The organism is Bradyrhizobium barranii subsp. apii, assembly GCF_011516635.5.
GTDB classification, from domain to species: Bacteria; Pseudomonadota; Alphaproteobacteria; order Rhizobiales; family Xanthobacteraceae; genus Bradyrhizobium; species Bradyrhizobium barranii.
In genome coordinates, this window is the sequence record NZ_CP096255.1 from 3,947,292 (window position 1) to 3,961,856 (window position 14,565).

The 14,565-nt window shown below is 65.8% G+C and carries 10 protein-coding genes; 5 read left to right on the forward strand and 5 right to left on the reverse strand.

All coding sequences use genetic code 11. From position 1 onward, the window contains the following. The first annotated feature begins 16 nt into the window (after window positions 1–16). The 5 genes from HAP41_RS18685 to HAP41_RS18705 all read left to right on the forward strand — a co-directional run bounded on the left by HAP41_RS18685 (window position 17) and on the right by HAP41_RS18705 (window position 8,534). Entirely contained in the window at window positions 17–1,360 is a 1,344-nt protein-coding gene (locus HAP41_RS18685) for a methyl-accepting chemotaxis protein (RefSeq protein WP_085402744.1), read from the forward strand. A 219-nt stretch (window positions 1,361–1,579) separates the two neighbouring features. Next, window positions 1,580–3,157: a Do family serine endopeptidase gene (locus HAP41_RS18690; RefSeq protein WP_028149896.1), complete on the forward strand. Its 1,578-nt coding sequence runs from the start codon at window positions 1,580–1,582 to the stop codon at window positions 3,155–3,157. Between the two features lie 274 nt (window positions 3,158–3,431). Continuing rightward, a complete protein-coding gene (locus HAP41_RS18695) occupies window positions 3,432–4,112 on the forward strand; it encodes a response regulator transcription factor (protein WP_166098382.1) in 681 nt (226 codons plus the stop codon). Next, window positions 4,096–5,550 carry a sensor histidine kinase gene (locus tag HAP41_RS18700; protein WP_166098379.1) on the forward strand — a complete coding sequence of 485 codons (1,455 nt, stop codon included), beginning with the start codon at window positions 4,096–4,098 and terminating at the stop codon, window positions 5,548–5,550. The genes HAP41_RS18695 and HAP41_RS18700 overlap by 17 nt, the downstream gene beginning before the upstream one ends. Then, window positions 5,547–8,534 carry a bifunctional [glutamine synthetase] adenylyltransferase/[glutamine synthetase]-adenylyl-L-tyrosine phosphorylase gene (locus HAP41_RS18705; RefSeq protein ID WP_166098374.1) on the forward strand — a complete coding sequence of 996 codons (2,988 nt, stop codon included), beginning with the start codon at window positions 5,547–5,549 and terminating at the stop codon, window positions 8,532–8,534. Before HAP41_RS18700 ends, HAP41_RS18705 begins: the two co-directional genes overlap by 4 nt. Here the strand turns inward: HAP41_RS18705 and HAP41_RS18710 are convergent. The 5 genes from HAP41_RS18710 to HAP41_RS18730 are packed head-to-tail and all read right to left on the reverse strand — an operon-like array spanning window position 8,491 to window position 14,474. Further along, complete coding sequence (locus tag HAP41_RS18710; RefSeq protein WP_028151503.1) at window positions 8,491–8,727, reverse strand: formate dehydrogenase subunit delta; 237 nt, start codon at window positions 8,725–8,727, stop codon at window positions 8,491–8,493. The two genes, HAP41_RS18705 and HAP41_RS18710, sit on opposite strands and share 44 nt — an antisense overlap. Continuing rightward, window positions 8,714–9,544, reverse strand: a complete 831-nt coding sequence (fdhD, locus tag HAP41_RS18715; protein ID WP_071915565.1) for a formate dehydrogenase accessory sulfurtransferase FdhD — start codon at window positions 9,542–9,544, stop codon at window positions 8,714–8,716. Before fdhD ends, HAP41_RS18710 begins: the two co-directional genes overlap by 14 nt. A gap of 4 nt (window positions 9,545–9,548) precedes the next feature. After that, on the reverse strand, window positions 9,549–12,434 hold the full coding sequence (fdhF, locus tag HAP41_RS18720; protein WP_166098369.1) for a formate dehydrogenase subunit alpha: 2,886 nt from the start codon (window positions 12,432–12,434) through the stop codon (window positions 9,549–9,551). A gap of 10 nt (window positions 12,435–12,444) precedes the next feature. After that, window positions 12,445–14,001 carry a formate dehydrogenase beta subunit gene (locus HAP41_RS18725; protein WP_166098364.1) on the reverse strand — a complete coding sequence of 519 codons (1,557 nt, stop codon included), beginning with the start codon at window positions 13,999–14,001 and terminating at the stop codon, window positions 12,445–12,447. Then, the gene (locus HAP41_RS18730) at window positions 13,998–14,474 is read right to left on the reverse strand and encodes a formate dehydrogenase subunit gamma (RefSeq protein WP_135215011.1); all 477 of its coding nucleotides are present in this window, start codon (window positions 14,472–14,474) and stop codon (window positions 13,998–14,000) included. The genes HAP41_RS18725 and HAP41_RS18730 overlap by 4 nt, the downstream gene beginning before the upstream one ends. Between the last annotated feature and the right edge of the window lie 91 nt (window positions 14,475–14,565).

The window sequence follows — 14,565 nt, forward strand, 5'->3', positions numbered from 1 at the left end:
TTTTGAGTCCTCAGCGATGTTCACGAACAGCAATCTGACGATCCGCTTCCTGATCGGCGCCGTCGTCGCTGCATTATTGTTCCTGCTGGGCATCGGCGGCGGCACCGGCTTCGTCGCGGTGCTCTACCTCAACAACGAGATCACCAGCCTGTCGTCGGATTTCGCCGCGCTGAGCGGCCCCGCGCGCGAGCATGCAATGCTGATCTACCAGCAGGCGCAGGCGGCATTCTCCTATTTCCTGATCGCCTGCGGCGTGATCACGGTGGTCGCTGTCGCGATCTGCCTCACTACCTGGTTCGCTGTGCGCAACGGCATCCTCAATCCGCTGGCGGCGATTGTGCACGCCATGCGTGAGGTCGCCGATCAGAAATTCGAGACGCCTGTTCCGGGCCTCGGCGTTACCAACGAGATCGGCCTGCTCGCCGGTGCACTGGAAGTGTTCAAGACAAACGGCCTGGAGCGGCGGCGCCTCACCGAGCAGCAATTACACGAAGCGCAGCATCAGGCCGAGCGGTCGAAATTCCTGGACGCCCGGATCAAGCGCTTCAACGATCTCGTTGCCAGCGTGGTCGACAGCGTGGCGTCCTCGGCCGCGCACCTGAAGAGCAATGCCGAAACGCTGTCACGGACGGCCAACGACACCAGCTCCAAGGCCAATGCAGTCGCGAGCGCGGCGAACCACGCCAGCGCCAGCGTGCAGATCGTCGCGGGCTCGGCCGAGGAGATGACGAACTCGATCGGCACGATCAGCCGCCGCGTCACCGACGCGACGCAGCGTGCCGAAGGCGCGGCGACGCAGGCCGAGAAGAGCCGCGACACCATCCACACGCTGTCGGATGCCGCCGACAAGATCGGCGAGGTCGTGCAGCTCGTGCAGGCGATCGCCTCGCAGACCAACCTGCTGGCGCTCAACGCCACCATCGAGGCGGCGCGGGCAGGGGACGCCGGCAAGGGTTTTGCCGTGGTTGCCTCCGAAGTGAAGAGCCTCGCGCACCAGACCAGCAAGGCGACGGAGGAGATCACCTCGCACGTCGCCAGCATCCAGGGCATCACCGCGGAGACGCGCGGCGCGATCGACGGCATCTCGAAGACGCTGTCGGAGATCTCGTCGATCATGTCGGGCATCGAGGTCGACACCGCCCAGCAGCGCAACGCCACGCAGGACATCACCCGCAGCGCGCAGGATGCCGCGCATGGAACGCTGGACGTCTCCAACCACATCGTCCAGATCACCTCGACGTCGGCGGAGACCGGCCGCATGGCGGCCGAAGCGCGCGATTCCGCCGTCGATCTGTCGCAGCAGGCCGAAACCCTGAAGCGTGAAGTCGACGAATTCATCGTCAGCGTGAGGGCGAGCTGATCTCGCCAAAGGCGTGTTCTGCGCTCGTCAGGGGAACTCGATTAAGTTCCTGTAAGGCCACGACTTTCGGCGTGCGATAAACTGCCGCAACGGCGCGACCCTTCATTACAAAAGTTTAACCCCGCCGCCAGCGCACGGTAAGGCGGGAGCCCCCATCTTCATGTCCGTAACGTGCTGCCATCCGGCACCGAAAGAATTCAAGGCCTTGGAGATTCCTGCATGACCGACCGTCCCGACCTCACGAACCTTCCGTCCTACCGGCCGCCCCGCCGGTCGGTTTTCTCCGCGCGCAGGATCGCGCTGATGGCTTCGGTCGTCGCTGGCCTCGGGATTGCCGTCCACGGCTTCAGCCCGTCGACCTCGCCGAGCGAGCTGTTCTCCAGCCCGGCGCATGCGCAGGTCAACAACGAGGTCCGGAAGGTTGAGCGTCCGGTCGGGTTCGCCGACATCGTCGAGCGCGTGAAACCGTCGGTGATCTCGGTGAAGGTCAACATCAAGGAGAAGACCGCAAGCAACGACGATGGCGACGATTCCTCCTCGCCGTTCCAGCCCGGCTCGCCGATGGAGCGCTTCTTCCGCCGCTTCGGCGGTCCGGATGGTTTCCCGGGCCAGAAGGGTGGCCGCGGCCGCGTCGTGCAGGGCCAGGGCTCCGGCTTCTTCATCTCCGCCGACGGTTTTGCCGTGACCAACAACCACGTGGTCGACGGCGCCGACAAGGTCGAGGTCACGACCGACGACGGCAAGACCTATACCGCCAAGGTGATCGGCACCGACCAGCGCACTGACCTCGCCCTCATCAAGGTCGAGGGCAGCTCGAACTTCCCGTTCGCCAAGCTCGCCGACAGCAAGCCGCGGATCGGCGACTGGGTGCTCGCGGTCGGCAATCCCTTCGGCCTCGGCGGCACCGTGACTGCGGGCATCGTCTCGGCCAGCGGCCGCGACATCGGCAACGGTCCCTATGACGATTTCATCCAGATCGATGCGCCCGTGAACAAGGGCAATTCCGGTGGTCCCGCTTTCGACACCAACGGCGAGGTGATGGGCGTCAATACCGCGATCTACTCGCCCTCCGGCGGCAGCGTCGGCATCGCGTTCTCGATTCCCGCGAGCACCGTGAAGAGCGTGGTGGCCCAGCTCAAGGACAAGGGCTCGGTCAGCCGCGGCTGGATCGGCGTCCAGATCCAGCCGGTGACGTCCGATATCGCCGACAGCCTCGGCATGAAGAAGGCTGAAGGTGCGCTGGTGGCGGAGCCGCAGGCGAACGGTCCGGCGGCGAAGGCCGGCATCGAGTCCGGCGACGTGATCACCTCGGTCAACGGTGAATCCGTCAAGGATGCCCGCGAGCTTGCACGCACCATCGGCGGCATGGCGCCCGGCGCGACCGTGAAGCTCAACGTGTTGCACAAGGGCCAGGACAAGGTCGTGAACCTCACCCTCGGCCAGCTGCCGAACACGATCGAGGCCAAGGCCGACACCGACAAGGATAGCGGCAAGGGTGCGAGCCGTGGCACCGACGTGCCCAAGCTCGGCATGACCGTCGCGCCCGCCGACTCCGTGGCTGGCGCCGGCAAGGAAGGTGTCGTGGTCACCGAAGTCGATCCGAAGAGCGCCGCGGCCGAACGCGGCTTCAAGGAAGGCGACGTTATTCTCGAAGTCGGCGGCAAGAGCGTGAGCACCGCCGGCGAAGTCCGCGACGCCATCAACACGGCGCGGACCGACAACAAGAACAGCGTCCTGATGCGCGTGAAGAGCGGCGGCCAGTCGCGCTTCGTCGCCGTGCCCATCGCCAAGGGCTAAGCCGTCAGGAGGTCTACGAGATGAGGGGTGTCGCCGGCATCAGTCGCCCCCGCCGCCGACGCCCTTCGGGGGAGCAGCATAAGGCCCGCTCCCCCAGCCTACCTTCCGGTGGAATTACGCCCCCCTCCGTCGGAAGGCCTAGGGCGGTGAGGTCCCCCCAGCTTCACCGCCCGCCTTTTTGCCTACCCAAGTCCCGTTTGCTTGGCTTGCATGCGATTGCCGCTCGCGCCATGTTCAGGAAAGGTTGACCCCCTTGACCGCCGCCGAACGCACGATGCGCCTCCTCATCATCGAAGACGACCGCGAATCCGCCGACTATCTCGTGAAGGCGTTTCGTGAAGTCGGACACATTGCCGACCACGCCGCCGACGGCGAGGAAGGCCTCGCCATGGCCGAGAGCGGCGATTACGACGTGCTGGTGGTCGACCGCATGCTGCCCAAGCGTGACGGCCTGTCCCTGATCGGCGCGTTGCGCGACAAGGGCGACTCGTCGCCGGTGCTGATTCTCTCCGCGCTCGGGCAGGTCGACGATCGCATTAAGGGTCTGCGCGCCGGCGGCGACGACTATCTGCCGAAGCCTTATTCCTTTGCCGAGTTGCTGGCCCGGGTCGAAGTGCTGTCGCGGCGCCGCGACGGTCCGGCCGAGGACACGCTCTACCGCGTCGGCGATCTCGAACTCGACCGGCTGTCCCATCGCGTCGCCCGCGGCAAGGACGAACTGACGCTCCAGCCGCGCGAATTCCGCCTGCTCGAATACCTCATGAAGCATGCCGGCCAGGTGGTGACGCGCACCATGCTGCTGGAGAACGTCTGGGACTACCATTTCGATCCGCAGACCAACGTGATCGACGTGCACATTTCGCGGCTGCGCTCCAAGATCGACAAGGGTTTTGAGCGGCCGCTGCTGCACACGATCCGCGGCGCCGGATACATGATCCGTGACGGGATTCGGTAAACTCGTCCGCACCACGGCATTCCGGCTGACGCTGGTCTACCTGTTCCTGTTTGCGATTTTCGCGGCCTCGCTGCTCGGCTATTTCGCCTGGAATACGCGGCGGCTGATCACCGAGGAAATCACGCAGACGGTCAATGCCGAGACCTCGGAGATCAACGAGATCTACGGCCGTCGCGGCCTGCGCGGCCTCGTGCTCGCGATCGAGTACCGGGCGCTGCGGCCGGGCGCCAACCTCTATCTCGTGACCACGCCGACCGGGCAGGCGATCGCCGGCAATGTCGGCTCGCTGGCGCCGGGCGTAATGGCGACGCGCGGCTGGTCGGAGACGGCCTACAAGCGGATCGAGGACGCCGACGAGCGCGACCATCGCGCGCTGGTGCGCGTCACCGAGCTCGAAAACGGTTTCCGCCTCCTGATCGGCCGCGACCTCGACGAGCGGCGGCGCCTGTTCGGGATCGTCGCCAAGGCCGCGCAATGGTCGATCCTGATCGTGGTCGTGCTGGGCCTCGGCGGCGGCATCTTCGTCGCGCGCCGCGTGCTCACGCGCATCGATGCGATGACCGGCACCGCGCAGCGCATCATGACCGGCGATCTCAGCGGGCGCCTGCCGGTGGGGCGCAGCGGCGACGAGCTCGATCGTCTTGCGGAAAACCTCAATGCGATGCTGGAGCGGATCGAGGCGCTGATGGCGGGGCTGAAGGAAGTCTCCGACAACATCGCCCACGACCTCAAGACGCCACTGACGCGTCTGCGCAACCGCGCCGAGGAGGCGCTGGCGAAATCGGGCAGCGAGACCGATTACCGAGCGGCGCTGGAGCGGACCATCGAGGAATCCGACGGCTTGATCCGCACCTTCAATGCGCTGTTGATGATCGCGCGCGCCGAGTCCGGCCAGGCGCGCGGCAACATGGATGATTTCGACGCCGCCGAAGTCGCGGGCGGCATCCACGAGCTCTACGAGCCGCTGGCCGAGGACGATGGCATGACCTTGAAGGTCAAGGCCGAGCCGACGCCGGTTCACGCCAACCGCGAATTGATCAGCCAGGCGCTCGCCAACCTGGTCGAGAACGCGATCAAGTACGGCAAGCCGGTCGCGCAGACCGGTGGAACCGTGGTCAGCATGGACTCCAGGCAGATCATCATCGAGGCGAAGCGCGAGGGCGACCAGGTGCTGCTCAGCGTCACCGATCGCGGCCCTGGTATCCCCGAAGCCGACCGCAAGCATGTCGTCGAGCGATTCGTGCGGCTTGAAGCCAGCCGCACGCTGCCGGGCTCCGGCCTCGGTCTCAGCCTTGCCGCCGCGGTTGCGACATTGCATGGCGGAGAATTGCGGCTGGGTGATGCCCAGCCCGGCCTCGTCGCCACGCTGGTGCTCCCGGCGCGCGCCGGCGACAGGGTTGCTCCGCCAATGCAGGATGTGCCACAGAAGGTGGCATGAACCACTCCGCGCCGGGAAACGCGGACAAGACTGGTGAGAGCCTCGCCGCGCGCTTTGCGGAGGCTCCCCATATTGCCGCTTCCACCACCGACGAACGACGTCTTGAAAGCTGGCTGGCCGAGCTCGAGCCGGCGCAATCGGCCCGTCTTGGCGTGTTGCTGGCTCATCCATTCGCGCGGGATATTCTGGCCGGCATCGCAGAATTCTCGCCCTATTTGTTCGATCTGGTGCGCACTGACCCGCTGCGGCTGATCCGGTTGCTGGAATGCGATCCGGATGCGCATCTCGCGCTGCTGATCGCGGAGGCGAGGGACGCGGTGCTCGCGGCAGGCGACGAAGCCGAGGTGATGCGGCGGCTTCGCAGGATGAAGGCCGAAGCGGCGCTTCTCACTGCGCTGTGCGATATCGGCGGCGTCTGGCCGGTGATGCGGGTGACGGCGGCGCTGACCGATGTCGCGGTATCCTCGGTGCAGGCGGCGCTCCAGTACCAGCTGCGGCAGGAAGCCGCACGTGGGAAGATCCTGCCGCCCAATCCCGAAGCTCCGGAAGAGGGCTGCGGCCTGATCGTGCTCGCGATGGGCAAGATGGGGGCGGGCGAGCTGAACTATTCCAGCGACATCGACCTCATTGTGTTCTTCGATCCCGATGCCACGACGCTCGCGCCCGACATCGAGCCGCAGCCGTTCTTCGTGCGGGTGACGCAGGGCGTGGCGCGCATTCTCCAGCAGCGTACCTATGACGGCTACGTCTTCCGCGTCGACCTGCGCCTGCGTCCCGATCCGTCCTCGACGCAAGTGGCGATTTCGCGAGACGCCGCGCTGAACTATTACGAGCGGGAAGGGCGCACCTGGGAGCGTGCTGCGATGATCAAGGCGCGTGCCTGCGCCGGCGATGCCAAAGCGGGCGAGGCGCTGCTCGCCGAAATCGCGCCCTTCGTCTGGCGCAAGCATCTCGACTTCGCCGCGCTTGCCGACGTCCACGACATGAAGCGTCAGATGCAGACCTATCGCGGCCAGAGCGAGATCGCAGTCGAGGGGCACAACGTCAAGGTCGGGCGTGGCGGCATTCGCGAGATCGAATTTTTCGCGCAAACGCAGCAGCTGATCGCCGGCGGTCGCCATCCGGAGTTGCGGGTGCGGCCGACGCTCGCCGCGCTCGATATTCTCGCCACCAGCAACTGGATCACCTTTGCCGCGCGTGACGAGCTGACGATTGCGTATGAATTCCTGCGCCGTGTCGAGCACCGCCTCCAGATGATCGCCGACGAGCAGACCCATGCGTTGCCCGACGACAAGGAGGCGGTCGAGCGCTTTGCACGCTTCTTCGGCTATCCGGATCGCGAAGCCTTTGCGCGCGACCTGTTGCGGCAGCTCCAGATCGTGCAGGGACACTACGAAAAACTGTTCGAGGGCGATGACCCGACCGGCACGGCAAAGCTGCCGGCGCTCGACTACAGTGCAGGTCCTGACGATCCGCGCCTGCTGCAATATTTGACGACGCTCGGCTTCAAGAAGCCGGCCGCACTCGCGCAGACCATACGTGACTGGATCACAGGCGACTACCGCGTGTTCCGCAACGACCAGACGCGAAGCGCTTTCGTCGAGTTCGTGCCGGCCCTGATCGACGGCCTCGCGCGGGCCGAGGAGCCGGATCGCGCCGTCGTGGCGTTCGATCAGTTCCTCCAGGCACTCCAGCTTGGCGGGCGGCTGATCACGCTACTCGGCCAGAACCGCGATCTCGTCGCGCTCGTGGCGCTGGTGCTCGGCGCGGCACCGCGGCTCGGCGAGATGCTGGCGCGGAAGCCGCAGCTCATGGATGGCCTGATCGATCCCAGATTCTTCGGCGCGATGCCGGACAAGCAGGAATTGTCGGCGCGATTGGCCGCGACGGTGCGCGACGCCGACTCCTATGAGGAGTTTCTCGACCGTCTCCGCCTGTTCGGGCAGGAGAGCCTGTTCCTGATCGGCACGCGCATTCTCTCCGGTACGGTCTCGGCGCAGCAGGCCAGCACGGCTTTCGCCGATGTCGCCGAAGGCATCGTCCACACCGTGCACGATCTTGTCGCCGAACGCTTCGCCGCCCAACACGGACGTATCAAGGATCAGGAGACCGCGATCATCGCGATGGGCCGGCTCGGCAGCCGCGAGATGACGGCATCGTCCGATCTCGACCTGATCCTGCTGTACGATTTCGACAGCGACAATCCGGACTCCGACGGGGCCAAATCGCTTCAGGGCGCCCACTACTTCGCGCGCTTCACCCAGCGCCTGATCAGTGCCTTCACCACACGCACCAATTACGGTGTGCTGTACGAGATCGACATGCGGCTGCGCCCGTCGGGACGCGCCGGTCCGGTGGCGTCGAGCCTCGTCTCATTCGCGGACTACCAGGCCAACGAGGCCTGGACCTGGGAGCACATGGCCCTGACCCGCGCCCGCGTGGTATCGGCCTCGGATGAATTCCGTGAGCGGATCGAGCGTATCATCCGCGATGTCCTGACCCGCCGCCGCGATCGGGCGACCATTGCCAACGACGTCGCCGACATGCGGCGCGCCATCGCGCAGGAGAAGGGCGAAAGCGACCATTGGGATATCAAATACGCTGCCGGCGGCATGGTCGATATCGACTTCATCGCGCAATATCTCCAGCTCGTTCACGCCCATGACAAGCCTGAAATTCTCGACGTCAGCACCCTTCAGGTTCTGGACAACGCCGCCAAGCTCGGCGTGCTCCCGCAATCGGAGGCGGAGATCCTGCGCGCGGCGGCGCGGCTCTATCACGACCTGACGCAGATCCTGCGGCTCTGCGTCAGCGACGGCTTCAAGCCCGAGACTGCCGGCACCGACCTTCAGCGCGTGATGGCGCGCGCCGGCGATGCGCCCGACTTCTCGTCACTGGAGGCGCGCGTGAAGGAAACGCAGAGCGAGGTGAGGCGCGTATTTACGGCGCTGCTGGAAGGGACGTCGTCTGCTTCAGCGAGGTAAGAGCCTCGCGCACGTTCGGCTCCAGGCCTGCGCCGCCCGCGTCGAGATGGGCGAAGATCGCGCGCTTCATCCGGGGATCCCAGAACTTCTTGATGTGGTCGGCGATTCCCGGCACGGCCTTGTCGTGACCTTGGCTCTTGAAGAAGGTACCGATCTGGTTGGCCATGTAGACGAGGCGGTCAGGCGACGACATCGATAATCTCCTGAGCACGATGAGCCGTAACGCGACTCTGGTGCGTGAATACTTCAAACCCATCGCTGCGGGCAATCGCGATCAACGTGATGCCGGCGGCCTCCGCGGTGCGAACCGCGAGCGCGGTGGGCGCCGAGACGGCGACCAGCACCGGGGCGCCGATTGCGGCCGTCTTCTGCACCATCTCGACCGAGACACGGCTCGTCAGCAGCACCATGCCCACGCTAGCGTCCGTCCGGCTGCGCGCCAGCGAACCTGCGAGCTTGTCTAGCGCGTTATGGCGGCCGACGTCCTCGCGCAGGGCGACAATGCCATTCGATGGCGACCAGAAGGCCGCGGCGTGGACTGCGCGCGTCTGCATGTTGATCGATTGCAGGGGCGCGATCGCCTGCATCGCCGCCATGATCTGTTGCGGCGTGAAGCTGGACCCTGGTGGGACGACGGCCGCAGGCCGCACGGCCTCGGCGATTGAATCGATGCCGCAAATGCCGCAGCCGGTCGGGCCGGCAATGTGCCGCCGCCGCTCGCTGATGCGCGCGGCATCTTCCGACGCCAGCCACATGCGCAGCTCGATGCCGTCGTCGAGGCGGACCACTTCGAGCGACTTGATGTCGTCGACCGACCTGATGATGCCTTCGTCCAGGCTGAAGCCGACCGCAAAATCCTCGAGGTTCTGCGGCGTCCCCATCATGACGGCATAGCTGCCGCCGTTATAGGTCAGCGCCAGCGGCGTCTCCTCCGGGATCAGTCGCGCCCCTTCGGACGCGACTCCGTCGCGCCAGATCTCGCGGTCGATGGCCTGGACCGGCACGTGCATGCCGTTACTCCGCGGCCTCGGCCGGCGCGATGCGGCGGGAGTGCTGCGCCTGCGCGTCGTAGGCCTTCTGCCAGTCGGACGGGCCGTTCGACGGCGAGATCTGCACCGCCGTGACCTTGTATTCGGGGCAGTTGGTGGCCCAATCCGAATAGTCGGTGGTGATGACGTTGGCCTGCGTGTCCGGGTGATGGAAGGTGGTGTAGACGACGCCCGGTGAGACGCGGTCGGTGATCTCCGCGCGCAGCGTGGTTTCGCCCGCACGGCTCGTGAGCCGCACCCAGTCGCCGTCGCGCACACCGCGCTGCTCGGCGTCGTGCGGATGAATCTCGAGCCGGTCCTCGGCATGCCAGACCACGTTCTCGGTGCGCCTTGTCTGCGCGCCGACATTGTACTGGCTGAGGATGCGGCCCGTGGTGAGCAGCAGCGGGAAGCGGGGGCCGGTGCGCTCGTCGGTCGCGACGTATTCCGTGACGATGAACTTGCCCTTGCCGCGGACGAAGCCGCCGATATGCATCACCGGGGTGCCCTCCGGCGCCTTCTCGTTGCAGGGCCACTGCACCGAGCCGAGTTCGTCGAGCTTGGCGTAGGAGACGCCGGTAAACGTCGGCGTCAGTGCCGCGATCTCGTCCATGATCTCGGACGGATGGCTGTAGTTCATCTCGAAGCCCATGGCCTTGGCGAGGGCGATGGTGACCTCCCAGTCGGCCATGCCGTTCTTCGGTGACATCACCTTGCGGACGCGCTGGATGCGGCGCTCGGCGTTGGTGAAGGTGCCGTCCTTCTCGAGGAAGCTCGAGCCGGGCAGGAAGACATGGGCGTAGTTTGCGGTCTCGTTCAGGAAGAGGTCGTGAACGATGACGCATTCCATCGACGACAGCGCCGCCACCACGTGCTTGGTGTTGGGATCGGACTGGAGGATGTCCTCGCCCTGCACGTAGATGCCCATGAACGTGCCTTCGATCGCGGCATCGAACATGTTGGGAATGCGCAGGCCCGGCTCCGGGTTGAGCTTGACGTTCCACAACGCTTCGAACTGGTCGCGCACGGCGTCGCCCGAGATGTGGCGATAGCCCGGCAGCTCGTGCGGGAACGAGCCCATGTCGCAGGAACCCTGCACGTTGTTCTGGCCGCGCAGCGGGTTCACGCCGACGCCGGGACGGCCGATATTGCCGGTCGCCATCGCGAGGTTGGCGATCGCGATCACCGTGGTCGAGCCCTGGCTGTGCTCGGTGACGCCGAGGCCGTAATAGATCGCGCCATTGCCGCCGGTGGCGTAGATGCGCGCGGCTTCACGCAGCACCTGCGGATCGACGCCGGTGAGGATCGCGGTGGCTTCCGGGCTGTGTTTCGGCTGGGCGACGAAGGCGGCCCATTCCTCGAACTCGGCCCAGTCGCAGCGCTCGCGCACGAAGGCCTCGTTGGCGAGGCCCTCGGTGACGATGACATGCGCCAGCGCGGTCACGACGGCAACGTTGGTACCGGGCATCAGCGGCAGGTGCAGCGCCTTTACATGCGGTGATTCCACCATCTCGGTGCGGCGCGGATCGATCACGATCAGCTTTGCGCCCTGGCGCAGCCGCTTCTTCAGGCGCGACGCGAACACCGGGTGAGCGGAGGCGGGATTTGCACCAATGATGACCGCGACGTCGGTATCTTCCACCGAGTCGAAGTCCTGCGTGCCGGCCGACGTGCCGAAGGTCTGCGACAGGCCGTAGCCGGTCGGCGAATGGCAGACGCGGGCGCAGGTGTCGACATTGTTGTTGCCGAAGCCGCCGCGGATCAGCTTCTGCACCAGATAGGTTTCTTCATTGGTGCAGCGGGACGAGGTGATGCCGCCGATGGCGTCACGGCCGTATTTCTTCTGGATGCCGCGCATCTTGGCAGCGGCAAACGAGAACGCCTCATCCCAGGAGACTTCGCGCCAGGGATCCTCGATCCGCTCGCGGATCATCGGGTTGAGGATACGCTCCTTGTGGTTGGTGTAGCCCCAGGCGAAGCGGCCCTTGACGCAGGAATGGCCGCGATTGGCCTTGCCGTCCTTGTACGGCACCATGCGCACGACTTCCTCGCCGCGCATCTCGGCCTTGAAGGCGCAGCCGACGCCGCAATAGGCGCAGGTGGTGACGACGGAGTGCTCGGGCTGGCCGATCTCGATCACCGACTTTTCCGTCAGCGTCGCGGTCGGGCAAGCCTGCACGCAGGCGCCGCAGGAGACGCATTCGGAACCGAGGAAGCTCTCGCTCATGCCGGGCGAAACGCGGCTGTCGAAGCCGCGGCCCGAGATGGTCAGTGCGAAGGTGCCTTGCACTTCCTCGCAGGCGCGGACGCAGCGCGAGCAGACGATGCACTTCGACGGATCGTAGGTGAAATAGGGGTTGGACTCATCCTTCGGCATCCATGCGGCGTTGACCTCGCCGTTGGATTTGCCAGGTGTCTTGGCGAAGACGTGGTTCTCGCCCTCATAGCCGTAACGCACGTCGCGGAGGCCTACGGCGCCTGCCATGTCCTGCAATTCGCAATCGCCGTTGGCGCCGCAGGTGAGACAGTCAAGCGGATGGTCGGAGATGTAGAGCTCCATCACGCCCTTGCGCAGCTTCTTCAGCCGTTCGCTCTGGGTGTGCACGACGAGGCCGCTCATGACCGGCGTGGTGCAGGAAGCCGGCGTGCCGGCGCGACCCTCGATCTCGACGACGCAGAGACGGCAGGAGCCGAACGCGTCGACCATGTCGGTCGCGCAGAGTTTCGGGATCTGGTGGCCTGCATCCATCGCGGCCCGCATGATCGAGGTGCCCTCGGGCACCGTGACCTGGTTGCCGTCGATGGTCAGCGTCACCATAGTCGTCGATTTGGAGCGCGGTGTGCCGTAGTCGATTTCTTCGATCAGAGACATCGTCGTTCTCCTATTCCGCGGCCTGAAGCGTGGTCGGGGCCGGGATGAAATCCTCCCGGAAATGCTTCAAAGCGCTGAGCACGGGGTAGGGCGTGAAGCCCCCGAGTGCGCAGAGCGAGCCGAATTTCATGGTGTTGCAGAGGTCTTCGACGAGTGCGAGATTTTCGCTCACGCGCTCGCCGCGGATGATCTTTTCGATGGTCTCGACGCCACGGGTCGAGCCGATCCGGCAGGGCGTGCACTTGCCGCAGGATTCGATGGCGCAGAATTCCATGGCGAAGCGCGCTTGGTTGCGCATGTCGACGCTGTCGTCGAACACGACGATGCCGCCATGGCCGATAAGGCCGTCGCGTGCGGCGAAGGCTTCGTAGTCGAACGGGGTGTCGAACAGCGCGCGCGGGAAATAGGCGCCGAGCGGGCCGCCGACCTGCACCGCGCGGACCGGGCGGCCCGTGAACGTGCCACCGCCGATGTCGTCGACGAGCTCGCCGAGCGTGACGCCGAACGCCGTTTCGAACAGCCCGCCATGGCGGATGTTGCCGGCGAGCTGGATCGGCATCGTGCCGCGCGAGCGGCCCATGCCGAAATCAGCATAGGCCTTGGCGCCCTCGGCGAGGATGAAGGGGATGGCGGCGAACGACAGCACGTTGTTGATGACGGTCGGCTTGCCGAACAGGCCGTGATGCGCGGGCAGCGGCGGCTTGGCGCGGACCAGGCCACGGCGGCCTTCGAGACTCTCCAGCAGCGAGGTCTCTTCGCCGCAAACGTAAGCGCCGGCGCCGACCCGCACTTCGAGATCGAAGCTGTAGGTGGAGCCGCCGATCTTGTCGCCGAGATAGCCGCCGCGCTTTGCTGCCTTGATGGCCGCGTTCATCGCTTCGACTGCGTGCGGGTATTCGCTGCGGATGTAGATGTAGCCCTTGGTCGCGCCGACGGTGATGCCGGCGGTCGTCATGCCCTCGATCACCAGGAAGGGGTCACCTTCCATGATCATGCGGTCGGCAAAGGTGCCGCTGTCGCCTTCGTCGGCGTTGCAGACGATGAATTTGCGGTCGGCCTTCGCCTGCGCAACGGTCTTCCACTTGATGCCGGTCGGGAAGCCCGCACCGCCGCGGCCACGCAGGCCGGATGCGGTGACCTCGGCGAGGATCGCATCCGAGCCGAGCGACAGCGCGCGCTCGAGGCCCTTATAGCCGCCATGCGCGCGGTAGTCGTCGAGCGAGCGCGGATCGATCACGCCGCAGCGGGCGAAGGTGAGGCGGGTCTGGCGCTTCAGCCAGGGGATCTCGTCGGTCGCCCCCAGCCGCAGCAGATGCGGCGTGTTGCTGGCGAGGGCGTCGAGCAGGGAGGGCACATCGGCCTCGGTCACCGGGCCGAAGGCGATCCGGCCCTGCGGCGTCGCAACCTCGACCAGCGGCTCCAGCCAGTACATGCCGCGCGAGCCAGTCCTGACGATCTCGACTGCAACGCCGCGCTTGGCCGCATCCTGCTCCAGCGCCAGCGCAACCTCGTCGGCGCCAACCGCAATCGCACCCGCGTCGCGTGAGACGAATAGACGCATGCTCATCGCTGGGCCTCCGCAACGAGTGCATCGAGGCGCTTCTCATCGAGCCGCCCAATGAGGCGGCCGTCGAGCATTGCGGACGGTGCGGTCGCGCACAGCCCGAGGCAGTAGATCGGCTCCAGCGTGACGCGATCATCGGCGGTCGTGTTGCCGAGGGGCACGCCAAGCTTCGCCTCGGCGCGTGCAGCGAGAGCATCGCCCCCCGCAGCCTGACACGCTTCCGCGCGACAAAGCTTCAGGACATGACGCCCGGCCGGCTTGTGGCGGAAATCATGGTAGAAGGTGAACACGCCATGCACCTCGGCGCGCGACAGATTCAGCGCCTGCGCCACCATGGGGATCGCCGCCTCCGGCACGTAGCCGAACGCCTCCTGAAGGGCGTGCAGGATGACCAGCGTCGCGCCCTCTTGCTTCGCATGTTCGGCGATGATCTCGGCGCCGCGCGTCTCGTCCCAAGGCTCGTAAACCGCTGTCATTCTTTGTTCTCAGATTGAGCGTCCCTTGATCGCAAAGTTCTCAGATTGAGCGTCCCTTGATCGCAAACTATTTGGAATCGTTCGAAGATCA

Excerpts from the sequence above, each read along its gene's own strand:
- HAP41_RS18685 (WP_085402744.1), top strand. The coding sequence starts at position 17 with ATGTTCACGAACAGCAATCTGACGATCCGCTTCCTGATCGGCGCCGTC.
- HAP41_RS18690 (WP_028149896.1), top strand. The coding sequence starts at position 1,580 with ATGACCGACCGTCCCGACCTCACGAACCTTCCGTCCTACCGGCCGCCC.
- HAP41_RS18695 (WP_166098382.1), top strand. The coding sequence starts at position 3,432 with ATGCGCCTCCTCATCATCGAAGACGACCGCGAATCCGCCGACTATCTC.
- HAP41_RS18705 (WP_166098374.1), top strand. The coding sequence starts at position 5,547 with ATGAACCACTCCGCGCCGGGAAACGCGGACAAGACTGGTGAGAGCCTC.
- HAP41_RS18710 (WP_028151503.1), bottom strand. The coding sequence starts at position 8,727 with ATGTCGTCGCCTGACCGCCTCGTCTACATGGCCAACCAGATCGGTACC.
- fdhD (WP_071915565.1), bottom strand. The coding sequence starts at position 9,544 with ATGCACGTGCCGGTCCAGGCCATCGACCGCGAGATCTGGCGCGACGGA.
- fdhF (WP_166098369.1), bottom strand. The coding sequence starts at position 12,434 with ATGTCTCTGATCGAAGAAATCGACTACGGCACACCGCGCTCCAAATCG.
- HAP41_RS18725 (WP_166098364.1), bottom strand. The coding sequence starts at position 14,001 with ATGAGCATGCGTCTATTCGTCTCACGCGACGCGGGTGCGATTGCGGTT.
- HAP41_RS18730 (WP_135215011.1), bottom strand. The coding sequence starts at position 14,474 with ATGACAGCGGTTTACGAGCCTTGGGACGAGACGCGCGGCGCCGAGATC.